Annotated in this window: 24 protein-coding genes and 2 tRNA genes; 12 read left to right on the forward strand and 14 right to left on the reverse strand. The window is 71.6% G+C overall.

The features are described 5' to 3' along the window. Nucleotides 1-46 precede the first annotated feature (46 nt). From ACIPWY_RS10925 to ACIPWY_RS10940, 4 genes are all read left to right on the forward strand, one after another. Nucleotides 47-1333, forward strand: coding sequence for an SPFH domain-containing protein (locus ACIPWY_RS10925; protein WP_393701663.1), 1287 nt, complete (start codon nucleotides 47-49; stop codon nucleotides 1331-1333). 166 nt (nucleotides 1334-1499) lie between these two features. Continuing rightward, complete coding sequence (locus ACIPWY_RS10930) at nucleotides 1500-2096, forward strand: lytic polysaccharide monooxygenase (protein ID WP_362902112.1); 597 nt, start codon at nucleotides 1500-1502, stop codon at nucleotides 2094-2096. A gap of 98 nt (nucleotides 2097-2194) precedes the next feature. Next, nucleotides 2195-2632, forward strand: coding sequence for a DUF3592 domain-containing protein (locus ACIPWY_RS10935; protein ID WP_362902114.1), 438 nt, complete (start codon nucleotides 2195-2197; stop codon nucleotides 2630-2632). A 58-nt stretch (nucleotides 2633-2690) separates the two neighbouring features. After that, nucleotides 2691-4358 (forward strand): AMP-binding protein, encoded by a 1668-nt coding sequence (locus ACIPWY_RS10940; protein WP_401532819.1) that lies wholly within the window; start codon nucleotides 2691-2693, stop codon nucleotides 4356-4358. Nucleotides 4359-4381: 23 nt separating this feature from the next. On the opposite strand, the gene ACIPWY_RS10945 is transcribed toward ACIPWY_RS10940, so the two are convergent. Next, nucleotides 4382-5218 (reverse strand): NAD(P)H-binding protein, encoded by an 837-nt coding sequence (locus ACIPWY_RS10945; protein WP_393701668.1) that lies wholly within the window; start codon nucleotides 5216-5218, stop codon nucleotides 4382-4384. A gap of 109 nt (nucleotides 5219-5327) precedes the next feature. On the opposite strand from ACIPWY_RS10945, the gene ACIPWY_RS10950 reads away from it, so the two are divergent. The 3 genes from ACIPWY_RS10950 to ACIPWY_RS10960 all read left to right on the forward strand — a co-directional run bounded on the left by ACIPWY_RS10950 (nucleotide 5328) and on the right by ACIPWY_RS10960 (nucleotide 7736). Continuing rightward, entirely contained in the window at nucleotides 5328-5741 is a 414-nt protein-coding gene (locus ACIPWY_RS10950; protein WP_362902119.1) for a helix-turn-helix domain-containing protein, read from the forward strand. An 85-nt stretch (nucleotides 5742-5826) separates the two neighbouring features. Further along, nucleotides 5827-7092, forward strand: coding sequence for a sensor domain-containing protein (locus tag ACIPWY_RS10955; RefSeq protein ID WP_393701671.1), 1266 nt, complete (start codon nucleotides 5827-5829; stop codon nucleotides 7090-7092). Continuing rightward, nucleotides 7077-7736 carry a response regulator transcription factor gene (locus tag ACIPWY_RS10960; RefSeq protein ID WP_362902123.1) on the forward strand — a complete coding sequence of 220 codons (660 nt, stop codon included), beginning with the start codon at nucleotides 7077-7079 and terminating at the stop codon, nucleotides 7734-7736. The genes ACIPWY_RS10955 and ACIPWY_RS10960 overlap by 16 nt, the downstream gene beginning before the upstream one ends. A gap of 125 nt (nucleotides 7737-7861) precedes the next feature. On the opposite strand, the gene ACIPWY_RS10965 is transcribed toward ACIPWY_RS10960, so the two are convergent. The 6 genes from ACIPWY_RS10965 to ehuB form a co-directional block, all read right to left on the reverse strand. Beyond that, nucleotides 7862-7935 (reverse strand) — tRNA-Lys (locus ACIPWY_RS10965). Between the two features lie 62 nt (nucleotides 7936-7997). Further along, entirely contained in the window at nucleotides 7998-8756 is a 759-nt protein-coding gene (locus ACIPWY_RS10970; protein WP_362902125.1) for an IclR family transcriptional regulator C-terminal domain-containing protein, read from the reverse strand. Nucleotides 8757-8953: 197 nt separating this feature from the next. Then, entirely contained in the window at nucleotides 8954-9769 is an 816-nt protein-coding gene (gene ehuA / locus ACIPWY_RS10975; RefSeq protein ID WP_362902127.1) for an ectoine/hydroxyectoine ABC transporter ATP-binding protein EhuA, read from the reverse strand. Continuing rightward, on the reverse strand, nucleotides 9759-10376 hold the full coding sequence (ehuD, locus tag ACIPWY_RS10980) for an ectoine/hydroxyectoine ABC transporter permease subunit EhuD (RefSeq protein WP_362902668.1): 618 nt from the start codon (nucleotides 10374-10376) through the stop codon (nucleotides 9759-9761). Before ehuD ends, ehuA begins: the two co-directional genes overlap by 11 nt. Before the next feature lie 47 nt (nucleotides 10377-10423). Next, nucleotides 10424-11170, reverse strand: a complete 747-nt coding sequence (gene ehuC / locus ACIPWY_RS10985; protein WP_383885369.1) for an ectoine/hydroxyectoine ABC transporter permease subunit EhuC — start codon at nucleotides 11168-11170, stop codon at nucleotides 10424-10426. Then, entirely contained in the window at nucleotides 11167-12084 is a 918-nt protein-coding gene (ehuB, locus tag ACIPWY_RS10990; RefSeq protein WP_362902131.1) for an ectoine/hydroxyectoine ABC transporter substrate-binding protein EhuB, read from the reverse strand. The genes ehuC and ehuB overlap by 4 nt, the downstream gene beginning before the upstream one ends. A gap of 109 nt (nucleotides 12085-12193) precedes the next feature. Between ehuB and ACIPWY_RS10995 the strand changes: the two genes are divergently transcribed. Next, nucleotides 12194-12694: a DUF3830 family protein gene (locus tag ACIPWY_RS10995; RefSeq protein ID WP_362902133.1), complete on the forward strand. Its 501-nt coding sequence runs from the start codon at nucleotides 12194-12196 to the stop codon at nucleotides 12692-12694. Here ACIPWY_RS10995 and ACIPWY_RS11000 read toward each other — a convergent pair. The 3 genes from ACIPWY_RS11000 to ACIPWY_RS11010 all read right to left on the reverse strand — a co-directional run bounded on the left by ACIPWY_RS11000 (nucleotide 12681) and on the right by ACIPWY_RS11010 (nucleotide 15383). After that, a complete protein-coding gene (locus ACIPWY_RS11000; protein WP_401532824.1) occupies nucleotides 12681-14084 on the reverse strand; it encodes an amidase in 1404 nt (467 codons plus the stop codon). The two genes, ACIPWY_RS10995 and ACIPWY_RS11000, sit on opposite strands and share 14 nt — an antisense overlap. Before the next feature lie 71 nt (nucleotides 14085-14155). Then, nucleotides 14156-15043, reverse strand: coding sequence for a D-2-hydroxyacid dehydrogenase (locus tag ACIPWY_RS11005; RefSeq protein WP_383885615.1), 888 nt, complete (start codon nucleotides 15041-15043; stop codon nucleotides 14156-14158). A gap of 52 nt (nucleotides 15044-15095) precedes the next feature. Then, nucleotides 15096-15383 carry a hypothetical protein gene (locus ACIPWY_RS11010; protein ID WP_362902136.1) on the reverse strand — a complete coding sequence of 96 codons (288 nt, stop codon included), beginning with the start codon at nucleotides 15381-15383 and terminating at the stop codon, nucleotides 15096-15098. On the opposite strand from ACIPWY_RS11010, the gene ACIPWY_RS11015 reads away from it, so the two are divergent. The 3 genes from ACIPWY_RS11015 to ACIPWY_RS11025 all read left to right on the forward strand — a co-directional run bounded on the left by ACIPWY_RS11015 (nucleotide 15382) and on the right by ACIPWY_RS11025 (nucleotide 18126). Beyond that, nucleotides 15382-16200, forward strand: a complete 819-nt coding sequence (locus ACIPWY_RS11015) for an aspartate/glutamate racemase family protein (RefSeq protein WP_362902137.1) — start codon at nucleotides 15382-15384, stop codon at nucleotides 16198-16200. The two genes, ACIPWY_RS11010 and ACIPWY_RS11015, sit on opposite strands and share 2 nt — an antisense overlap. Next, nucleotides 16197-16928, forward strand: a complete 732-nt coding sequence (locus ACIPWY_RS11020; protein ID WP_362902139.1) for a decarboxylase — start codon at nucleotides 16197-16199, stop codon at nucleotides 16926-16928. The genes ACIPWY_RS11015 and ACIPWY_RS11020 overlap by 4 nt, the downstream gene beginning before the upstream one ends. 106 nt (nucleotides 16929-17034) lie before the next feature. Continuing rightward, nucleotides 17035-18126: an LLM class flavin-dependent oxidoreductase gene (locus tag ACIPWY_RS11025; protein ID WP_362902141.1), complete on the forward strand. Its 1092-nt coding sequence runs from the start codon at nucleotides 17035-17037 to the stop codon at nucleotides 18124-18126. Between the two features lie 62 nt (nucleotides 18127-18188). On the opposite strand, the gene ACIPWY_RS11030 is transcribed toward ACIPWY_RS11025, so the two are convergent. Further along, nucleotides 18189-20090, reverse strand: coding sequence for an EAL domain-containing protein (locus ACIPWY_RS11030; RefSeq protein ID WP_362902672.1), 1902 nt, complete (start codon nucleotides 20088-20090; stop codon nucleotides 18189-18191). Between the two features lie 347 nt (nucleotides 20091-20437). Between ACIPWY_RS11030 and ACIPWY_RS11035 the strand changes: the two genes are divergently transcribed. Continuing rightward, entirely contained in the window at nucleotides 20438-21745 is a 1308-nt protein-coding gene (locus ACIPWY_RS11035) for a M6 family metalloprotease domain-containing protein (protein WP_401532827.1), read from the forward strand. 62 nt (nucleotides 21746-21807) lie between these two features. Here the strand turns inward: ACIPWY_RS11035 and ACIPWY_RS11040 are convergent. The 3 genes from ACIPWY_RS11040 to ACIPWY_RS11050 all read right to left on the reverse strand — a co-directional run bounded on the left by ACIPWY_RS11040 (nucleotide 21808) and on the right by ACIPWY_RS11050 (nucleotide 23002). Beyond that, nucleotides 21808-21881, reverse strand: a tRNA-Lys gene (locus tag ACIPWY_RS11040). Next, a complete protein-coding gene (locus tag ACIPWY_RS11045; RefSeq protein ID WP_401532829.1) occupies nucleotides 21872-22498 on the reverse strand; it encodes a bifunctional DNA primase/polymerase in 627 nt (208 codons plus the stop codon). Before ACIPWY_RS11045 ends, ACIPWY_RS11040 begins: the two co-directional genes overlap by 10 nt. A 150-nt stretch (nucleotides 22499-22648) precedes the next feature. Beyond that, complete coding sequence (locus ACIPWY_RS11050) at nucleotides 22649-23002, reverse strand: hypothetical protein (RefSeq protein WP_362902147.1); 354 nt, start codon at nucleotides 23000-23002, stop codon at nucleotides 22649-22651. Nucleotides 23003-23034: the final 32 nt, after the last annotated feature.

Raw genomic sequence — 23034 nt, forward strand, 5'->3', positions numbered from 1 at the left:
GAACCGGAGGCCATCGCGGATGTACGGATCCAGCACGGAGGCAAGGATGAGTACGACGACGGAGTGGCCGGAGGGGCCCGAACTGCCCCCGGACGCCGACGCCGACGGAGGCTGTGGCGGCGACGGCGACGGCGACAGTGACGATGCGCGAACCGGCCGCGGGGAGCCCGGGGGTGGTGGCCGGGACGTGGCCTTCGCCGCCCCGGCATCCGAGGCGACGGCCGTCCGGGCCGCCCGGCTGATCCACGGCGAGGCCACCACCGAGATCCCGGTCCATCTGCTCTTCCGGGACGGGCCAGACCCGGTCTCGGTGCCGCTGCGGCCGACCGTCGTCGGGCGCAGGCAGGGCAGCGGCGAGCTGCCGCGCGTGCCGCATTGGATGCCGCCCCGGTCGGCCGCGCGCCCGGCGCCGGTCGTCGACCCGGACCTCGTGGAAAGCCCCGGGCGCACGGTGCCCGGCGCGGTCGGCGTGCTCGGCGGCCTCGCGGGAGCGGCGGGCGTCTCCGCGTCGCTGTGGTGGGGTGGGGTGCTGCCGCGGATCGCGGCGCTGCCCGTCCCCTCGGGCGCGGGGCTCGGGCCGCTCCAGTGGGCGGCGGTCGCGGGCTCCGGCGCGCTCGCCCTGTTCGGGTTCGGCGGTCTCGCGCGTGGCCGGACCGGCGCGGCCCGGGTGCTCACCCTCTTCGGCCGCTACCGCGGAACCGTCCGCCGCACCGGCCTGACGTGGGTGAACCCGCTGGTCCTGCGCCGCCGCTGCGACGTACGTCTGCGGCACTGGCGCAGTGAGCCGATGCCGGCCGTCGACGCGAACGGGGTCGCCCTGCGCGTCGTCGTCCTCGTCGTGTGGCGCATCAAGGACACCGCGCGCGCCATGCTCGCCGTGGAGGACCATCAGCAGTATCTGCGCGAGTGCGTGGAGGCGGCGATGGCGCGGGTGCTCTCGCAGTTCCCGGCCGACGCTCCCCTGGCCACCGCCGGGGGGAGCCCCGTCCACCAGGACGCCCCGACCCTGCGCAACGCCGAGGCCGTCGGCGACGCCCTCACCCGGCAGCTCGCCGCCGACGTGGCACCCGTCGGTATCGAGGTGTTCTCGGCGCAGCCGACGAGGATCGAGTACGCGCCCGAGGTCGCCGCCGCGATGCAGCGCCGCCGGATCGCGGCGCTCGACGCGCAGCACCGTGACAGCGTGCTGACGTCGGTGGTCGACTCGGTCGAGGACACGGTGACGCGGCTGACGACGCGGGGCCTGGTCGAGCTGGACGACTACGAACGCAAGGCGCTGGTCAAGGATCTGACGGTGGCCTTCTGCACCGGACGCGGCAGCGACGCGTCGTAGAGCCCCCCGTCGGATCCTCCCCGTCGATCGTGGAGACCCGCCGGATCCTCTCCACTATTGGTATGGACATGTTCAACGAACGGCAATAATCTGGGCCTTGGTCTAGACCTGATGTAGCGCTGTGCGCACGGCTCACCGGAACTCCCCCACGTTCAGGAGCGGCAGCATGCGAAAGAAGATGTACGCGGCACTGCTCGGCCTCACCACCGCCGGGGCCTTCGTGCTCTCGTCGGGCGGCGCGAGCAGCCACGGCTACACCGACCTCCCCATCAGCCGGCAGAAGCTCTGCGCCGACGGCACCGTCACCGGATGCGGCAACATCCAGTGGGAACCGCAGAGCGTCGAGGGCCCCAAGGGCTTCCCGGCCGCCGGTCCCGCCGACGGGACGATCTGTTCCGCCAACCACGGAGAGTTCGGCGCGCTCAACGGCGCGAAGGCCCCGAACGGCACCGCCTGGCCGACGACCAAGGTCACCGCGGGTGCGAGCCAGACCTTCCGCTGGCAGTTCACCGCGCGGCACTCCACCACGGACTTCCGCTACTACATCACCAAGAACGGCTGGGACGACAGCAAGCCGCTGACCAGGGCCGACCTGGACACCGCGCCGTTCCTGACGGTGCCGTTCAGCGGGCAGCCCCCGGCCACCCTCTCGCACACCGGCACCCTGCCGTCCGGTAAGAGCGGCCACCACGTGATCCTCGCGGTGTGGACGATCGCGGACACGGCGAACGCGTTCTACGCCTGCTCGGACGTTCAGTTCTGAGCCTGGCTTGAGGCTCCCGGGGCCTTCACGCGGGTACGTTCCGTGCACGCCGTTCCGACCGGGGCGGCGTGCACGGAACGTGGTATCGGGGGATGGCCATGCAGGTGTTGTTCTTGATCGCGCCCGTGTTCATCGCGAGCGTGGCGATCTTCATGGCGGTGGCGATGACCCGTCGCTCGATGCAGGTCAGAAGGGCCTGGGCCAGCGGCCTGACCGCACAGGCCCGCTGCCTGCGCGCGTTCGCCTCGACCAGCCGTGACAGCGACGGCCACAGGAGCACCACGCAGCACCACGTCTACGAGTTCCTGACCGGCGACGGACGCCCCGTCAGGTTCGAGGAGGCCAACGGGCCCGCGACCACCGTGCAGGGCGACCTCGTGCTGGTGTACTACACCGCCGACCGCCCCGACCGGGCCACGGCGCACCCCCCGGCCCCGGGGCGCAACGCGACGTGCCTGATCTTCCTCCTCGCCTTCCTCGGCTTCGTCGTCGCCGTGTGCGTCGCCTTCGTGGCCGTCATCGCCCTGACGTTCTGAGGTCTCACACCTCCCGGGGTCTCCACTTCTGACGGTGCGTCAATTATGGTGCGCGGTCATGGGTCCCATGAGGCGTTCGGTCGCGGAACTCGTACAGGAGCGCTGGGGTGACCACCGCCCCGGACTGTGGTGCGAGGACCAGGTCCTCAGCCATCACGAGGTGGCCGCGGGCGCCGCCGCCCGCGCCGCGCTCCTCGCCGACCTGCTGCCCCGGGGGGCGGAGCCGCACATCGGCGTACTCCTCGACAACACCCCCGAGTTCCCGCTCTGGCTGAGCGCCGCGGCCCTCGCGGGCGCGGCCGTCGCCGGCGTCAACCCGACCCGGCGCGGCCCCGAACTCGCCCGCGACATCCTGCACACCGACTGCCGCGTCCTCGTCACCGAGCGCGCCCATCTGCCACTGCTCGACGGGCTCCAACTCCCGGGCGTACGCATCCTGGTGACCGACTCCGACGCGTACGGCGAACTGCTCGCGCCGTACGCGGGCGCCGAGCCCGACCCGGCTCGCGCCACCCCCGAAACCCGCATGCTGCTGTACTTCACCTCCGGCTCGACGGGCGCGCCCAAGGCCGCGATCTGCTCACAGGGGCGGCTCGCGGCCGCCGGGCAGTCCCTCGTCGGCCAGTTCGGCGTGCGCCGCGACGACGTCCACTACATCTGCATGCCGCTCTTCCACGGCAACGCGGTGATCGCCGACTGGGCTCCCGCCGTCGCCGCGGGCGCGGGCGTGGCGCTGCGGCGCCGGTTCTCTGCGTCACGCTTCCTGGACGACGTACGGGCGTACGGGGCCACGTACTTCACGTATGTCGGGCGCGCGGTGCAGTACATCCTGGCCACCGACGAGCGGCCGGACGACCGGGACAATCCGCTGCGGGTCGGCTTCGGCACAGAGGCGGGGGCGGTGGACGCGGCGCGGTTCGCCGAGAGGTTCGGGGTACGGCTCGTCGAGGGGTACGGGTCGTCCGAGGGCGGCGCGGCCATCCAGCGCTCGGCGGGGACACCGGCCGGGGCGATAGGGCGGGCGACGCCGGGGGACGACCTGGCCGTCGTCGACGCGGCCACCCGGCGGGAGTGCCCGCCCGCGGAGTTCGACGCGGCCGGACGGCTCCTCAACGGGGCTGTCGCGATAGGGGAGTTGGTCAACCGCGGCCGCACGCCCTTCGAGGGGTACTGGCGCAACGAGGGCGCGCACGCACAGCGCGTACGGGACGGCTGGTACTGGACCGGGGACCTCTTCTACCGCGACCGCGAGGGTTTCCTGTACTTCGCGGGCCGCACCGACGACCGGCTGCGCGTCGACAGCGAGAACCTGGCGCCCGCGATGATCGAGAACATCCTCGCCCGGTACGAAGCCGCCGCCGCGGTCGCCGTCTACGGGGTGCCGGACCCGGTGGCCGGCGACCAGGTGATGGCGGCGCTCGCCCTGCGCGGGACGGACCCCGCCGAGCCCTTCGACCCGCTCGGCTTCGCCGAGTTCCTGCTGTCCCAGACCGACCTGGGGACGAAGATGGCGCCGCGCTTCGTCCGGATCGTGGGGCGCATGCCCGTCACCGCGACGAACAAGGTGCACCGGGTGGGGCTGCGCCGCGAGGGGTTCCGCTGCGCCGACGCCGTGTGGTGGCGGCCGCCGGGGGAGAGCGGCTACCGGCGCCTGACCGATGCCGACGTCACGGCGCTCACGGCCCAGTACGCGGCACACGGGAGGTCGGAACTGCTCGACCGGTGAGGCGCGCGCACCCGCGGGACCGGTCAGGCGAAGACCGCCGCGCTGCGCGCCGCCCACTGTGCGAACGCGCCGGGCTCGCGGCCGAGCAGCGTACGCAGGTCCGGGCTCACCTGCTGCTCGGCCGCGAGCGGCGAGCCGAGGATGTCGAGCGTGCCGTCCACGACCGGCTCGGGCATGAACCGCGTCATGAAGGCGCGGGCCTCGGCGCGGCTCAGTTCGGTGAACCGCACCTCGGCGCCGATCGCCTCGCCGAGCGCCACGGCCTGCTCGCGCGGTGACAGGGCCACCGGTCCCGTCAGTTCGTAGGCCCGGCCCGCGTGACCTTCCTCGCGCAGCGCGACGTCCGCCGCCGCGGCGATGTCCGCCGGGTCGACGACCGGCAGCGCCACATCGGCGAAGGGGGCGGCGACGGTCCGGTGGGCGCGTACGGAGTCGGCCCACGCGAAGGCGTTCGACGCGAACGCGCCGGGGCGCAGCAGCGTCCAGTCCAGGCCCGACTGCCGCACGGCCTCCTCGAACGCGCGCAGCCCGGCGTGCGAGACGGCCTCGGGCCGCGTCACCGTCCCCTGCGAGGAGAGCAGGACCACGCGGCGCACCCCGGCCGCCTTCGCCACGTCGAGTACGGCGGCCGGCGGCTCCCCTCCCTGATGCACCTCCGCCCCGATCAGCAGGAACAGCGCGTCGGCCCCCTCCAGCGCCGGCCGCAGGCTCTCCGCGTCGCCGACGTCCGCCTGCACGTGGCGTACGGGCAGGTCGGGCGCGGGCCGCCGGGACACGGCGGTGACCTGCTCGCCCGCGGCGGTCAGGGCGGCGACGAGCGGACGGCCGACGTTCCCGGTGGCACCCGTGACAACGATCATCTTCAACTCCCTTGTACGGAGGGGGGCTTGGTGCCCCGCTCTGTTCTCGGAAGCTAGCATCCTGAGTAAAGTAGGTACCTAGAGGAAAGTGACTTCCCTGGAGGGCTGCATGAGCGGCAGTACGCGGTGGCAGGACGGCGGGCCCGCGCAGGCCTGCCCGATCTCGCCGGTTCTCGACATCGTCTTCAGTCGCTGGACCACGCCGATCCTGTGGGCGCTCAACGAGTACGGAACCCAGCGCTTCGTACAGCTCCAGCGCACCATCGGCACCATCACACCGAAGGTGCTCACGCAGCGCCTGCGGCAGATGGAGCGCGACGGACTCGTGGTGCGCACGTACTACCCGGAGGTGCCGCCCAGGGTCGAGTACGAGATCAGCGACCTGGGCCGCAGCCTCGCCCCGCTGTTCGCGACACTCGCCGAGTGGTCGTCCGGACACCTGCCCCTGGTCGAGGAGGCACGGCAGAGGTTCGACGAGACGGAGTCGACGGGGGCGTCCGCGGTCGCGGGGCGTCCGCGGTGAGGCCGCCCTCCCCGCTCACGCCGCCCTCCCCGGTCACGCCGCCCTCCCCGGGCGCGGGGCCGTCCCCAACTGGCGGGCCCGCCCGATGACTTCCCTCGCCGCCTCTCTGCACGCTCCCTCCTACCTGCGCGGCGGCGCCCCCTGGCGCGCCGCCGTGTATCTCGCGGGAGGGGTACTCGTCGGGGCCCCGCTCCTGGTCACGTTCGTGACGCTCGGCGTCGCGGGCGCCGTGCTCTCCCTCGTCCTCGTGGGGCTGCCGCTGCTCGCCCTGCTCGCGCTCGCCGGGATCCCGGTCGCCGCGCTGGAGCGCCGCCGGCTGCGGCCCGTGACCGGCGACGCGGCGCCCAGCCCGCACCGCACACCGGCCGAACCCGGCGCCACGGCCTGGCTGCGGCTGCGCCTCGGCGAACAGGCGACCTGGCGCGAACTCGCCTACGCCGCGCTCCTCGCGCTCGTCCTGTGGCCGCTCGACCTGCTGGTCCTGACCTGCACGATCGGTTTGGCCGGGGCGGTGGCGGCGGCGCCGGTCCAGCTGGCGAGCGCCGGCCACGACACCCGGGTCGTGAAGCTGTGGCTCATCGACTCCTACGGGCAGGCCGCCCTGTGCACCGTCGCCGGGCTCGCCCTGCTCGCGGTGCTCCTCTACCCGCTCGGCGGGTACGCCGCCGCGCGGGCCGCGCTCGCCCGGCTGCTGCTCGCGCCCCGCGAGACGGAGGAGGAGGCGCGGCTCGCGGAGGTCACCAGGTCGCGGGCGCGCCTGGTCGCCGCGTTCGAGGCCGAGCGGCGCCGCATCGAGCGCGACCTGCACGACGGCGCCCAACAGCGCCTGGTCGCCCTCACCATGAGTCTCGGGCTCGCCCGCCTCGACGCCCCCGCCACGGGCCCCCTCGCCGAACGCCTCGCCGCCGCGCACGACGATGCGGGCCAAGTGCTCCTGGAACTACGGGAGTTGATCCACGGAATCCACCCCCAGGTCCTCGCCGACTACGGGCTCGCCGCCGCCCTCGACGATGCCGCCGACCGCTCGGCCGTCCCCGTCGACACCCGCATCGACCTGCCCCGCCTGCCCGGACCCGTCGAGTACGCCGCCTACTTCGCGGTGTGCGAGGCCCTCGCCAACGCCGCCAAGCACAGCGGCGCCGGCCGCGCCAGTCTCACCGCCCGCCACGAGCGCGGCCGGCTCGTCGTCGACGTGCAGGACGACGGAGACGGTGGCGCCGACCCCGCGCGCGGCAGCGGGCTCACCGGACTCGCCGACCGGCTCGCCGTCCTCGATGGCACACTGACGATCACCAGCCCGGCCGGCGGGCCGACCGTACTGTCCCTGGAGATCCCGTGCCCAGCGCTCTGAGAGTGGTCCTCGCCGAGGACGCCGTGCTGCTGCGCGAGGGCCTCGTCGGCCTGCTCGGACGGTTCGGGCACGAGGTGGTCGCCGCGGTCGGCGACGCGGACGCGCTGCGCGCCGCCGTCGCCGAGCACACGCCGGACCTCGTCCTCACCGACGTACGCATGCCGCCCGGTTTCCAGGACGAGGGCCTGCGCGCGGCGCTCGCCCTGCGCGCCGACCGCCCCGGCCTGCCGGTCCTGGTCCTCAGCCAGTACGTGCAGCGTTCGTACGCGGCCGAGCTCCTCGACACGGGTGACGGCACCGGCGTCGGCTATCTGCTGAAGGACCGCGTCGGGCAGGTCGAGCAGTTCGTCGAGGCGGTGGAGCGGGTCGCCGCCGGCGGCACGGTCGTCGACCCCGAAGTCGTACGCCAGCTGCTGCGGCGCCGCCGCGACCCCCTTGAGCGGCTCACCCCGCGCGAGCGCGAGGTCCTCGCCCTGGTCGCCGAAGGCAGGTCGAACGGCGCGATCGCCCGGGACCTGGTGGTGAGCGAGGCCGCCGTCGGCAAGCACATCGGCAACATCCTGGGAAAACTGGACCTGCCCCCGGCGGACGACACGGACACGCATCGCAGGGTGCTGGCGGTGCTGGCTTACCTGCGGGCTTGAGAGGCGGCGACCCGAACCTGGGGGTGTGGGTGGCAGAGCCCCCACAACGCGCGGCGCAGCCGCGCAGAAACAACGTTGGCGAGACGGTTCGCGCTTTACGCGAACACGCCTCGCCAACGACAACGTGCGCCGCCAGGGACTCGAACCCCGGACCCGCTGATTAAGAGTCAGCTGCTCTAACCAACTGAGCTAGCGGCGCCTGCTGACTCGAAAATAATACCTGGTCCTCAGGGGTGCTCCGGACACGTGGCGGGCGGGGGCCTAGATGGCCAGGGAGAGCAGGAGCGGTGCCGCCCCGCGGTTCAGTGTTTCCGCCGCGTGGTGCAGGCGGTGGGCGTGCTCGATCGGGAGCGAGAGCGCCAGCGCGCCCACCGAGGAGCCCGCCGTGATCGGGACCGCCGCGCACACCGTGCCCACCGCGTACTCCTGGAGGTCCAGGACCGGCACCGTCGCGGGCTGGGCGTCGAGCTTCGAGAGAAGGACGCGTTCGTTCGTGATCGTGCGCGAGGTGAGGCGGGCCATCTTGTGGCGGGAGAGGTGGTCGCGCCGCGCGTTGAGGTCGAGCTGGCCGAGGAGGCTCTTGCCGATCGCGCTCGCATGCGCCGCGGAGCGGAAGTCCACCCACTCGTTGACCGCGGGGGTCGTGGGGCCCTGGGCGAACTGGGTGATGCGGATCTCCCCGTCCACGTACCGGCTGAGATAGACCGCCGCGCCCACTGTCTCGCGCAGCCGGTCGAGGGTGCGCTGGAGGCTTGTCGTGAGCGCGTCCTCGCGGCCCTGCGCCGAGCCGAGGCTGGTCAGCGTCTCGCCCGTGACGTACGCGCCGTCGGCGGTCTGCTCCACGTACCCCTCGCGGCGCAGCATGCGCAGCAGCGGGGCGAGCCGGTCCGCGGGCAGTCCTGTCTCGTTGCCGAGTTCGGTGTCGGTGACGCCGGCGCCGCGTCGTGCGACGGTTTCGAGCACACGAAGGGCGTGCTGCACCGAGTGGTGCTGCGCGATCGGCTCGTGTTTCAGCGCCACGGCATCCCCCTGCAAGGACCGGTTCCGGACAGCTGGCCTCGGTCCACGATAGCCGCCAAGAGGCCTTTGTGGGACGCCTGTTGGGGACTTTGGTGGCGCGCTCCGGGCCTGTCAGCAGGAACGCGCCACCCTGGCATATGCCAAAGTCAAGCCCCAGGTTCGGGACCTCGTGACTTACCGGCCCTCACCGCTCGTGGTCACAGAACCGCGCTGAGAAATTCCCGCGTCCGCTCGTGCTCAGGATCGCTGAAGATCTTCTCCGGCGGCCCGGACTCGATGACCCGGCCCGCGTCGAACATCAGGACCTGGTCCGAGATGTCGCGGGCGAAATTCATCTCGTGGGTCACACAGAGCATCGTGATGTCCGTGGTGTGCGCGATGTCGCGCAGCACGTCCAGGACGCCGGCGACCAGCTCCGGGTCGAGCGCGGAGGTGACCTCGTCGAGGAGCAGTACCTGCGGGCGCATCGCGAGGGCGCGGGCGATGGCGACGCGCTGCTGCTGGCCGCCCGAGAGCTGGGTCGGGTACGCGTCGCAGCGGTCGCCGAGCCCGACCATGTCGAGCAGCTCGCGGGCGCGCTGCTCCGCCTCGTCCTTGGAGAGGCCGAGGACGGTGACCGGCGCCTCCATGATGTTGCGCAGGACCTTCATGTTCGGGAAGAGGTTGAACTGCTGGAAGACCATCCCGATGTTCTTGCGGACCTCGCGGATGTGCTTCTCGCCGGCCGGGACGAGCTTGCCGCCCCGCTCCTCGTGCGTGAGGTACTCGCCGTTGACCTTGATCGTGCCCTCGTCCGGCTTGATCAGGGTCATCAGGAGCCGCAGGATCGTCGTCTTGCCGGAGCCCGACGGGCCGACCAGCGTGACGTGCTTGCCGGAGTCGACGGAGAAGTCGAGCTCGTCGAGGACGGTGTTGGCGCCGAAGCGCTTGACGACCTTGTCGAAGCGGATCAGCTCGCTGCCGTCGACCTTGGGGTTGGACTGTTCGTCGGTGAGGTTCGCGTCAGCGGACAAGGCGTCGCTCCAGGGCTCGGAGGAGGAGGGAGGAGGGGTAGGCGATGACGATGAAGGCGACACCGATGACCGTGAGGGCCTCGGTGTACTGGAACGTCTGGGCCGCCTCCAGGCGCGAGCGCTGCAGCATCTCCAGGACGCCGATGGCGGCGAGCAGCGGTGTGTCCTTCAGCATCGCGATGACGTAGTTGCCGAGCGCGGGCACGACGCGGCGGATGGCCTGCGGCAGGATCACCGCGGTCCACGTCCTGCGGTAGGGAAGGCTCAGCGCGCGGGCGGCCTCCCACTGGCCCACCGGGACCGCTTCGATGCCCGCGCGGTACACCTGTGCGGTGTACGTCGAGTAGTGCAGGCCGAGCGCGAGGACACCGGTGGTCAGCGCGGAGAACTGGACGCCCCACTCCGGCAGCACGAAGTAGAAGAAGAACAGCTGGACCAGGAGCGGGGTGTTGCGGATGAACTCCGTGATGATCCCGACGGGCCAGCGGACGAAACGTGTGGGCGCGCGGAACGCGACGGCCCACACCAGGCCGAGGCTGAAGGAGATCAGCGAGCCGAGCACGAGGGCCTGGAGGGTGACCAGGACGCCGTCCCAGAAGTGCGGCATGAAGTCGGCGACGGCCGACCAGTCCCAGGTGCCGGATGCGATGGTGATCACGCGCCGCCACCTCCCGCGCTGGTGGGAACGGGTGCGGTCTCCGTCGTCTGCCGGATGTTGAGCTTGCGCATGATGCCGATTCCCGTGTCGGGGCGCTGGCCGATCCCGGCCTTGGCCTTGCGTTCCAGGGAGCGCATCACGCGCGTGAGCAGGAACGCGATCACGAAGTAGATGACGAGCGTGAGGGAGTAGATCTCCGCGCTCTCCGTCGTCGCCAGACGTACCAGGTTCGCGGCGAACGACACGTCACCGATGCCGAGCAGCGAGACCAGGGCGGTGCCCTTGAGGAGTTCGATCAGCAGGTTCGAGAACGGCGGGATCATCTCCGGCACGGCCTGCGGCAGCAGGATCAGCCGCATCCGCTGCCAGGGGGTGAAACTCAGCGCGACCCCCGCCTCGCGCTGAGCGGGTGCCACCGCGCCGAGCGCGCCGCGTACCACCTCGGCGCCGTACGCGCCGTAGGACAGACTGAGTGCCAGGACAGCGGCCCACATCGGGACCAGCGACCAGCCGGCGAGCTGCGGCAGGACGAAGAAGATCCAGAACATCAGGATCAGTGCCGACGTGCCGCGGAAGACCTCGGTGTAGAAGCCGGCGACGAAGCGCACGATCCACAGCCGGTGGGTGCGGGCCATGCCCACGCCGAAGGCGACGACGGTCGCGAGGGCCGCGCTGTACACGGTCAGCTGGATCGTGATCCAGATGCCCGGAAGAACCCAGTGTTCCCACAGTCCCGCTGTCATTTGCACAGCTCCTCTGCGGTCAGCTTCGTCATCTCGGCCTGGGTGAAGCCGAACGGCCGCAGGATGCGGAAGAGTTCGCCGCTCGCCTTCATCTTGTGGATCTCCTTGTTGAAGGCGTCGCGCAGCGCGGTGTCGTTCGGGCGGAACGTGAATCCGCCGCCGTCGACGTGCTTCTTGCCTCCGACCAGGGGAGCGAACGGCTCGGTGTGTTCGGCCTTGCGGCTCTTCCTCGTCACCTCACGCGTGGTGAGGGCGGTGCCGGCGAACACGTCGATGCGTCCCGCCTCCACGGCGTTCAGGCCGGCGACCTGGTCCTGGAGGATGACGATGTCGCTCTCCTTGTAGCCCGCCTCGACCGCGTAGGCGATCTCCGCGTAGCCGGTGCCGGTGCCGAACTTCGCCTTCGCCTTCACGCAGTCCGCGTAGTCGTGCAGGTTCTTCGGGTTGCCCTTGCGGACGATGAAGGAGTCGAGCATCTGGTACTCGGGGTCCGCGAAGATGACCTGCTGGCAGCGCTCCTTGTTGATGTACATCCCGGCCGAGACCACGTCGAACTGCTGGGTCTGCAGGCCGGGTATCAGGGAGCTGAAGTCGGTGGCGACGGGCTGGACATGGCCGACACCGAGCCGTTTGAAGATGACCTTGGCGAGTTCGACGGCCTCACCCGTGAACTTGCCGCTGTCGTCGATGTAGCCGTAGGGCACCTCGCCCGCGATCCCGAGACGCACCGTGCCCTGCCCCTGGAGCCGCGCGAGGGTGTCGCCGTCCGGGACGCGGCTGCAACCCGCGGCCCCGAGGGCGCCGACCGCTCCGACAGCGGTGGCACCGATGAGCAGAGATCGTCGGCGTATGCCCTTTCTGGTGCCTTCTAGTCTTTGTGTTCCTTCTGTGACATTCCAAATAGGTGGAGCCATGGGCGCGCGGCTACCCGACTCGACACGACCTATGCGTATCAATTCAAGCCCCTGATGCGAGCGGGGCACCCTTGACCCAGGGGGGACCATGGGGCTGAACATGGAGGGCATGGCCGACCGATACATCGAAGTCTCCCTCGCCAAGCGGGGAGTTCAGTGCACGGCAAAGCTGCTCGACGACCGCGCTCCGCTGACCTGCTCGGCGGTGTGGGACGCGCTTCCACTGGGCTCCGACGTCTACCACGCGAAATACGCGCGCAACGAGATCTACGCCCTTTTCCCGGCATTCGCGGACCGGGAACCACCCCTGGAGAATCCGACCATCACCCCCATTCCGGGGGACCTCTGCTATTTCTCCTTTTCCGGTACGGAACTGGGGACCCAGGCATACGGCTATGAATCCGGCGCCGAACTGAAGCCCGGCGCCGCCGTCGTCGACCTCGCCCTCTTCTACGAGCGCAACAACCTGCTGATCAACGGCGACGTCGGCTGGGTCCCCGGCATCGTCTGGGGCCAGGTCGTGGAAGGCCTCGACCGGATGGCCGAGGCCTGCCAGGACCTGTGGCGCGGTGGCGCGCTGGGCGAGACGCTCGAGTTCAGGCGAGCGTAGGCGCCGGAATTCCGGCGATCCCCGCCTCGTACAGGCTGTGCGCGGCACGCAGGACCAGCGCGTCCGCGTGCCGCGCGCCCACGATCTGCAGCCCCACCGGCAGCCCGTCCGCGTCCACCCCCACCGGGACGGTCGCGGCCGGCTGCTGCGTCAGGTTGAACGGGTAGGTGAACGGCGTCCACCCCGTCCAGCGCCGCAGCCCCGACCCCTTGGGCACCTCGACGCCGGCCTCGAACGCCGTGAGCGGCAGCGTCGGCGTCACCAGCAGGTCGTACGTCGAGTGGAACCGGCCCATCCGCCGCCCGAGTTCGGCCCGTACGTCGACCGCAGAGAGATAGGCGAGCGCGCTGTACCCGGACCCCTGCGCGCAGATCTCGCGCAGGCCCGGATCGAGCAGCGCGCGCTGCGCGGGCGACAGGTTCTGCGTCACCCGCGCCGCCCCGCTGAACCACAGCGTGTGGAACGCCTCGACCGGGTCCGTGACGTCCGGATCGGCCTCCTCGACGTACGCCCCGAGACCCGCGAGCCCCTCCACGGCCTTGCGGACCGCCGACGCGACCGCGGGCCGCACCGCGACCTGCCCGCCGAACGACGGTGAGAACGCGACGCGCAGGCCCCGCACCCCGCCGCTCAGTCCGTCGCGGAAACCGCCCTCCACCGGCCCGAGTTGCGACCAGTCACGCCAGTCCGCGCCGGTGATCACGTCCATCATCAGCGCCGCGTCGGCCGCGTCCCGCGTCATCGGCCCCACGTGCGCGAGCGTCCCGAACGCGGACGCGGGATAGAGCGGCACCCGCCCGTACGTCGGCTTCAGACCGAAGATCCCGCAGAACGCCGCCGGGATACGCACCGAGCCGCCGCCGTCGGTGCCCAGGGACAGCGGCCCCGCCCCGAGCGCCACCGCCGCCGCGCTGCCGCCGCTCGATCCGCCCGAGGTGCGCGAGATGTCGTACGGATTGCGGGTCACGCCCGACAGTGGCGAGTCCGTGACGCCCTTCCAGCCGAACTCCGGTGTCGTCGTGCGGCCCACGAACACCGCGCCGTGCTCGCGCAGCCGCGCCACGGACGGCGCGTCCTCGACCCAGGCGCCCTCGGCCCGCACCGTGCGCGAACCGCGCAGCGTCGGCCCGCCGCGCATCAGCAGGATGTCCTTCACCGACACCGGGACCCCGTCCACCAGGCCCTGGGGCTCACCTCTGCGCCAGCGCTCCGCGCTCGCCTCCGCCTGCGCGAGGGCGGACTCCGCGTCGAGCCGAACGAACGCGTTGACCGCGGGATCCACCTCCTCGATGCGGCGCAGGACGGCCCGCGTGGCATCGACGGGGCTGAACCCGCCCGTGCGATAGCCGTCGACGAGCGCTTCCGCGGTCAGCTCGGTGAGCTCGGTCATCCGCTCTCCTCAGGTCGATCCGGGAGTGCCGATCCGGGACCCTCGTGGATCAGTCCGTTCAGTCGGATCGGTCAGTGTCCGGGGACATACCCACGTTTCTTGTCGACCACGTTCGGAAGTGGCTCCCCGGCAGCCCATTTCTCGTAGAACTCCACGAACTGGCGCGACAGTTCGTCCCGCCAGCCGACCGTGTCGCCGCTCATGTGCGGGGAGACGATCAGGCCGGGCGCGGTCCACAGGGCGCTGTCCCGCGGCAGCGGCTCGTGCTCGAAGACATCGAGCGCGGCGCCCGCGATCCACCGCTTGGCCAGCGCGTCCGCGAGGTCGTCCTCGACGACGAGCTGCCCGCGGCCGACGTTGATGAAGCGGGCGGACGGCTGCATCATCCCGAAGAGCCGTGCGTCGAACATGCCCCGCGTGTCGTCGGTCAGCGGCGCCGCGCACACCACCCAGTCCGCGCGGGCCATCAGCCGCCCGAGGTCCGCCGGCCCGTGCACGCCGGCCCGCGCGGTGCGCCCGACCAGCGCCGTCGTGATCCCGAGCGCCTTCAGCGTCGCGACGATCGCCCGGCCGATCGGCCCGGAACCCACCACGCAGGCCCGGGTGCCCGCCACGCGCTGGGTCTCGCGGTGGCGCCATTCGCGCTCGCCCTGGAGGGCGAGCGTGCGCGGCAGGTCCTTCGCCATGGCGAGGACGAGCGCGCCGACGTACTCGGCGATCGGCTGGTCGAAGACGCCGCGCGCGTTCGTCACGACCGTGTCCGACGCGGCGAGTTCCGGGCACATCAGCCGGTCGACGCCCGCGCTCGCGGTGTGCACCCAGCGCGGGCGGGGGCCCTCGCCCGGCCAGGCGCGGCGCACCGCGTCGGACAGGAAGTCCCAGACGAGCAGCACGTCGGCCGAGGGGAGTTGGGCGGCGAGCGTCGACTCGTCGGCGTGCACCACGCGCGCCCGTCCCATGAGCCGGCCCAGGCGCGGCGGGGGGTCGTCGTCGAGTACCAGCAGGGTCAGTTCAGACACGTTCGCTCCGGTCGTCGGGCCGCGCACTGGGGGTCATCGGGCCGGGATTCTGGCTGGTCGTCGAGTTGGTCATCGAGCCGGTCATCGGCAGAAACCGTTTCGCAACGATGGTCCGCTTCATTGGTAGGAAAAAGTGCGGATTGACCACGCTGGCACCCGAACCTACCTTCGTCAACAGAGGCACTCTTCCGTTGCCCTCGCCCTGTCCCGACGTCCCGGCCCGCCGGCCGGCTCTCCGCAGCATCGTCTCGAACGTCTCAAGAGACTTGGGGCCTGTCATGGACGTCTCCTTCCTCGGCGGACCACACCCTCAACGCGGTGTCGGTGTCGTCGCTCCCTTCGACTTCGCCCTCGACCGCGAGCTGTGGCGCTGGGTTCCGGACGAGGTGTCACTGCACCTCACCCGTACCCCGTACGTGCCCGTCGAGGTCAGCCTCGACCTGGCCCGTCTGGTCAGTGAGCACGAGACCCTCGGCGAGGCGGTGCGCGCGCTGAGCGCCGCCGAACCCGAGGTACTCGCGTACGCCTGTACGTCGGGCAGCTTCGTCGGCGGCATCGCGGGCGAACGCGCCATGTGCGAGGCCATGTTCCGCTCGGGCGAGCGCCCCTCCGTCACCACGTCGGGCGCGCTCCTCGAGGCGCTCGCCGAGCTGGGCGCCCGGCGTATCGCCCTGGTCACCCCGTACACGCGGTCGGTGACCGATTCGCTCGAGGAGTACCTGGCCGAGGCGGGCATCACCGTCACGGGCCGAGCCTTCCTCGGTCTGACCCGGCACATCTGGAAGGTTCCATACCGGGACGTGGCCGACATGGCCAGGGGCGCCGTGCGTCAGCACGCCGACGCGCTGTTCATCAGCTGCACGAACCTGCCGACCTACGACGTCATCCCGCAGCTGGAGGCGGAGCTGCGGATCCCGGTGATCTCAGCCAATCAGGTAACGGTATGGGCAGCGCTGCGCAGGCTGGGTACCCGTGCCGTGGGGCCGTATCAGGCGCTGCTCGACGAGTCGGCGCGCCACTGGCCGGCCCCCGAGCTGACGCAGTTGCCGCAGGAACCGGCCCATGAGCTGCCGGAAGAACAGGAAGGGTGGGCATGACCGCAGTCGGATTTCTCTACCCCGGACACTCGGCCGAGGACGACTATCCGCGTATCGAGATGCTGCTCGACAGCGATGTGAGGCTGCCGCTCGTCCACACCGACATCGGTGAGGACGCGCACCGCGTCGACGCGCTGATCGAGATGGGCTCCCCGCAGCGGCTCGCCGCGGGCGTCGAGGAGCTGCGCCTGTCCGGCGCCGAGGCGGTCGTCTGGGCGTGCACCAGCGGCAGCTTCGTCCGCGGCTGGGAGGGCGCGCACGAACAGGTGCGGGAGCTGGCCAGGGCCGCGGGCCTGCCCGCCTCGAGTACGTCGTTCGCGTTCGCCCACGCCGTACCCGAGGTCGGCGCGCGCAGCGTCGCGATCGCGGCGACGTACCCGGAGGACGTGGCGGAGCACTTCCGTACGTTCCTGAAGGCGGGCGGCATCGAGGTCGTCTCGGTGCGGGGCAGCGGCATCATCACGGCGGCCGAGGTCGGCACCTGGGGGTGGCCGGAGGTCAGGGCGATGGCCGTGGCGGGCGATCACCAGGACGCGCAGGCGCTGCTCCTGCCGGACACGGCCCTGCACACGGCGGCCTACATCCGTGACCTGGAGCGGGAGCTGGGCAAGCCGGTCCTGACGGCCAACCAGGTCACCGTCTGGGAGGCGCTGCGGCTGGCGGGGCGCCGCGTGAACGCACCGGCGCTCGGCGCGCTCTTCGCGAAGGAGCCGCTGGTGCAGGTGTGATCCTTTTCTGGCGTCACAGCCACAGCGTCACAGGCGTCCGGAATAAACCGGAGCCATCCTCCGTTATGTCCGGTCGCAGACAGCACCGTACTTACAGGAGGACTCCGTGGCCGGTAACGACGAGATCCGGGCAACCGCCCAGGGCACCGCCCCCGTGCCCCTTTCGGTCCTCGATCTGGTGACCGTCGGAGCCGGCTTCACCGCCACCGACGCCCTCCGCACCAGCGTCAAGATCGCCAAGCTCGCGGAGAACCGCGGCTTCAACCGCTACTGGGTCGCCGAACACCACTCCATGCCCGGCGTGGCGTCCTCGTCCCCGGCCGTGATCCTGGCCCATCTCGCCGCCCACACCGAGCGCATCCGCCTCGGTTCGGGCGGCGTCATGCTGCCCAACCACGCGCCCCTGGTCATCGCCGAGCAGTTCGGCACCCTGGAGGCGATGGCCCCGGGCCGTATCGACCTCGGCCTCGGCCGCGCCCCCGGCACCGACGGCGCGACGGCCGCCGCCCTGCGCCGCACCGACCGGCTCAACGAGGGTGCCGACGACTTCCCGCAGCAGCTCGCCGAGCTGACCCGCTTCCTCGACGACGACTTCCCCGACGGCCACCCCTACGCCCGCATCCACGCGGTCCCGGGCCCCGTCCAGGCGACGTCCCCCGGCGGCGTGCAGTCCCCGCACCGCCCGCCCATCTGGCTCCTCGGCTCCTCCGGCTTCAGCGCCCGCCTCGCCGGCGTCCTCGGCCTCCCCTTCGCGTTCGCGCACCACTTCTCCGCGCAGAACACGGTCCCGGCCCTCGACCTCTACCGCGAGTCCTTCAAGCCGTCCGCGGTCCTGTCCTCCCCGTACGCACTCATCGGCGTCTCCGCGCTCGCCGCGGACGAGGAGAAGGAGGCCCGCCGCCAGGTCCTCGCGGCCGCCCTCAACATGGTCCGCCTGCGCACCGGCCGCCCCGGTCTCGTCCCGACCCCCGAGGAGGCGGAGGCTTACGAATTCAGCCCGATGGAGCGGGAGTTCGTCGACAGCTGGAACTCGAACGTCATCCACGGCACCGCCGACGAGGTCCGCGCGGGCCTCGACGACCTCCAGAAGCGCACCGGCGCCGACGAGCTGATGCTCACCGCCAACGCCCACACCGCCGAGGTCCGCCTGCGCAGTTACGAACTCGTCGCCGACGCGTACGGGCTGCCGCGGGCCTGACCTGCGGACCGGGGTGCCGCCTCGCACGGGGGAGGCGGCACCCCGTGGTCGTTCGAAAGGCGTCAGGAAGCCGTCAGCAGCGCGGAGATACGATCCGGCGCCACCGGGCGTGAGTACAGCCAGCCCTGGCCCGTGTCGCAGCCGATCTGGCGCAGGCGCGCCGCCTGCGCCGCCGTCTCCACGCACTCGGCCGTGACCGTGAGGCCGAGCCGGTGCGCGAGCTGCACCATGGCCTCGACGATCACGGCGTCCGCGGGGGTCGCGTGCTCGCCCCCGTCGTCGTACTGGAAACCGCGGACGAACGAGCCGTCCAGCTTCAGGACCGACACCGGGAGCCTGCTCAGGTAGGCGAGGTTCGAGTAACCGGTGCCGAAGTCGTCGATGGCGATGTGCACACCCATGTCGCTGAGCGACTGCAGGGCCTGGAGGGGGCGGCCCGCCGAGCCCATCACCGCCGACTCCGTCAGCTCCAGCTGGAGGAGTTCCGGGGCGAGTCCGGTCTCCGCGAGGACCTCGGCGACATCCGCCACCAGATCCGAGTCCCACACCTGACGCACCGCCACGTTCACGCTCACGTAGACCGGCGGCGCCTCGGGGTGCTCCAGCTGCCAGCTGCGCGCCTGCCGGCACGCCGTGCGCAGGACCCACCGGCCCAGCTGCACGATCGAGCCGTCCTCCTCGGCCAGTCCGATGAACCGATTCGGCGTGAGCATTCCGAACTGGGGATGGTCCCAGCGCACCAGCGCCTCGACGCCGCGCAGCACCCCGTCGCCCAGATTCACCAGCGGCTGGTACTCGAGGACGAACTCGCCGCGCTCCACCGCGGGACGCAGGCCCGACGACAGGGCCTGGCGGGTCATCCGGTGCGCGTTGCGCTCCGGGTCGAAGAGCGTCCAGCGCGCCTTGCCGTCGGCCTTCGCCCAGTACAGCGTGGTGTCCGCGGCCTGCATCAGGCCTGTCGCCGTCGTGCCCTCCATGTGCCGCTCCACGACCCCGATCGAGGCCGACACGGCGAGCCGCTGCCCCGACAGGTCGAACGGTTCCTGGACCGCGCGGAGCACCGATTCGGCGAGCCCCGCGAGCTGTTCCGTACCGGCCGAGTCCTCCACGAGCAGCGCGAACTCGTCGCCGCCGAGCCGGGCGACCAGCGGTGCCGCGGCCCCCGGCCCGTAGCCGATCCGGTCGGCGCAGCGCGTCAGGCGCTCGGCGACGGCGGCGAGCAGCCGGTCCCCGACGCCGTGCCCGAGCGTGTCGTTGACCGCCTTGAACCCGTCGAGGTCGAGGTAGCACAGCCCGATCCGGCCGCTGCCCGCCCCGTCGTACGCGCCCGCCTCCAGCGCGGCGGAGAGCCGCTCGAAGAACAGCGTGCGGTTCGGCAGCCGGGTCACCGGGTCGTGCATCTGCAAGTGCCGCAGCCGCGCCTGGAGTTCACGGCGGGCGCTGATGTCGGTGAGGGAGAGCAGGACCGTACGGCCGCCCGGCACGGGTGAGACGGTGACCTGCACCCACACGGAGTGCCCGTCGGCGTGCTTGATCCTGCGGGTGCACGTCAGCCGCGCCTGCCGGCCGCGCAGCACCTCGCGGTACGTGTGCCAGGTGCGGGAGTCGGACGCCAGGTCCACCAGCTCCGCCGCCGTGTGCCCGCTGAGCCTGCCGGGGTCGTCGACGCCGAGCATCGCGGCGAGCGCGGCGTTGGCGGTGACCACCTGGCCCTGGCGGTCCACGACGGCCAGGGCGAGCGGGGCGGCGAGGAAGGCGGAGAGGTAGGGGGCGGGCGGGGACGCCGGCGGGGGAGGGGGTTCGACGACGCCGAGCGCCTCATGGGCCCGGGCTTCCTGGCCGCCGCGTACGGCGTCGGGGGCGGCTGCGTGCGAGGGCGCCGCCACCGCTGCGGAACTCTCCGTGACGGCGCGGCGGGCGGAGTCGGGTGCCGCGTCGGCCGCGGTCGTCGGCCCTTCGGACATTCCGCTCACCGCTCGCTCCCGCAGTGCAGTCGTTCCGGGGGTCCGGGAGGGTTTGCTCCCGGGGCATCACAGTCTGGGTGGCGAACGGCCTTCGCAGCCGGGTCCGCGCAGGAAAGTGTGCCGATCATAGAGGCAGCCCCGAGGCGCGATCCAGCCTTGCCCGCCCGATCCGCCGGTTCGGCCGCATCCCGGGGTAGCCGACAGATCGTTTCTGCTCGTGCCCAGCACACCTTCTGGTCCCCCGCGACCGCGCGTGACGTTCTGTGACCGCCGGGGGTGTCGCCCTCTCACCCGACCGGGTCAGATAAACAGGGCGCAATACTACAAATCCCCACACTCTGGGTTGGGTGTCCCGCTTTCCCGATCCGGAGGTCGACTTGCCGCGCCCGCTGCCACCCGGGGGAGTGGAGAGACCACGCCTGCGTTCCGTCGGCGCGGCCTTCACCGCGCTCATGGCCATGGCCGCCACGTCCCTGGTCGCGGGCCCCGCGATTTCCGCCCCCTACGGGGGTCCCTGCGCGCTGGAGCGCACCGCCGCCCACCACTCGGAGGGCCTCGACACCTGGAACAGCGCCTATCCGCGCCCGGTCAGGACCCTCAACGCGCTGATGGTCTTCCTCTCCTTCCCCGACGCCCGGCCGGTGACCACCCCCGAGGAACTCACGGCCGACTACTTCCCCGCCACCAGCGACTTCTACGACCGGGCCTCCTACGGGAAGTTCCACCTGGTCCCGCACCCGCAGCGGCGCTGGCTCCGCATGCCGCACGCCTCGACCTCGTACGCCATAAAGCGTGACTGGGACGCCTCGCACCGCAGCGCCTATCTGCGCGACGCCCTCGCGACGGCGGACCCGAAGAACGACTTCAGCAAGTACGACGTCATCTACTTCGTCGCCGACCCCGACGCCCCGGGCGTCGACTCGGACGCCACGAAGGTGGTCAACTTCGACCAGCCGATGCGGGCCGACGGCAAGGACATCAAACGCATCGTCACCGTCTTCGAGCAGCACCCGCCCGACCGCAACGTCCTGGCCCACGAGACGGGTCATGTCTTCGACCTGCCTGACCTCTACCACCGGCCGACCGACGGCAAGGGGGACTGGGACACGTACGTCGGTGACTGGGATGTCATGGGCAGTCAGTTCGGGCTCGCGCCCGACTTCTTCGGATGGCACAAGTGGAAGCTGGGCTGGCTGGACCGGAAGCAGGTGGTGTGCGTGACGGGGACCGGCAGTCGGCGCCTCACCCTCGAACCCCTGACGTCCGCGCCCGCGCGGCCGGCCGCGGCACCCGGCATCAAGGGCACGCCCTTCGGCACGGGCAACGGGACGAAGCTCGCCGTCGTACGCACAGGGGAGGACAGCGCGATCGCCATCGAGGCCCGCAGCGCCGACGGCAACGACGCGGCGTCGTGCTCCGAAGGCATCCTCGTCTACCGGGTGCGCAGCGAGACCGCCTCCGGCAGCGGCCCGGTCCAGGTACTCGACGCGCACCCCGACACGGATGCGTGCTGGGGCGACTCGGTCTATCCGGCGCTCGCGGACGCGCCGGTGCGGGTCGGGGAGACCTTCAGGGTGCCGGGCGAGAACGTACAGGTCGAGGTCGAGGGCCGCACGCGGTCGGGGTCATGGACGGTCAAGGTGAGTACGGGGTGAGTGCCTCGGGGCCCGCCAATAGCGAAAGCCCCCCACGTGTGTGGAGGGCTTTTGCTTGTCTGTGCGCCGCCAGGGACTCGAACCCCGGACCCGCTGATTAAGAGTCAGCTGCTCTAACCAACTGAGCTAGCGGCGCCTGCTGACGTCGTAGACCTTAGCATCCTGATCCGGGCCAGGAAAAATCGATATCCGCACCGAGGGTTTGGCGCTCGCGCGGGCCGCGCGGACGCAGGCCCAGAGCAGAACCTCGGGGCCCGGCAGCCACGGGTGGCGGGTGTCGGGGGCGACCATCCAGCGCGAGTCGGAGCCCCGGTCCCCGGCGTGATCGGTGCCCCCGGCCGGTGGCGGGACCGTCACGGCGTCACCGCTTCCGTGGCACAGCAGGGGCGGCACGGCGGGGCCCCACTCCTCCCACTCGAGGAGCGAAGGCAGGCGCTGGGCGGTGCCGGGGGCCGTGAACAGCAGCATGCGGCCGCGGTGCGCGGCGACGGGGCCGGAGCCAGGACCCTCCTCCCACAGCGCGTCCAGCATCCGGCGCCCGAACATCGACGGCACGTTCACCACGTCGAAGACGCTGCCGCAGGGCAGTACCACGGGGGCGCCGGGCCGTGACTCCCAGAACGCGAGGGTGCTGCGCGGATGCGTTCCCGCCGAGGCGAGCCACGCGGCGCCCTCCCGGGTGGCGCCCGCGATGTCGAATCGGTCGTACCGGGTCAGCCGGCCGGTGCTGTTCTGGGTGTCTGTGGCACTCATGGCAGTTACGTCTACCGGGCGTGAGCGTGCGACCTCTCAGGGTTGCCGGAAATCGGGACAGGAGTGGGCGGGGTGGAGTATCTTGCCCCCTGGCATATGCCAAACGATCTTTACAGGGGCGGTTGCGGGGCGGTTGCCGCGCCCTGTCCGCTACGGCCGGTTCTCGGCCGGCCCGCGCATCAGATCGCGGCCGAACTCGACCATCTTCTTCGCGTAGTCCTCGGTCCACTGCGCCTGCTCGGCGATCACCGCGGGCGTCAGGCGGTCGAAGCGGCGCGGGTCGGCGAGCTGGGCCGCCGCCATGGCCTGGAACTCCACGGACCGGTCGGTCGCTGCCCGGAACGCGTGCGTCAGCTCCGTCGCCCGGGCGAGCAGCTCACGCGGATCCTCGATCGCCTCCAGATCGAAGAAGTGCTCCGGATCCGCGGCGGCCTCGGCCGGCTCGAAGAGCAGCGGGGCCGGACGCATCCGCCTCTCGGTACGGGCCCGCTCGGGCTCGGCCATGATGTTCCTCCTCGTACGGTGTGCAGCCCCAC

The sequence above is a fragment of the Streptomyces sp. NPDC090032 genome, assembly GCF_044748025.1.
GTDB lineage: Bacteria > Actinomycetota > Actinomycetes > Streptomycetales > Streptomycetaceae > Streptomyces.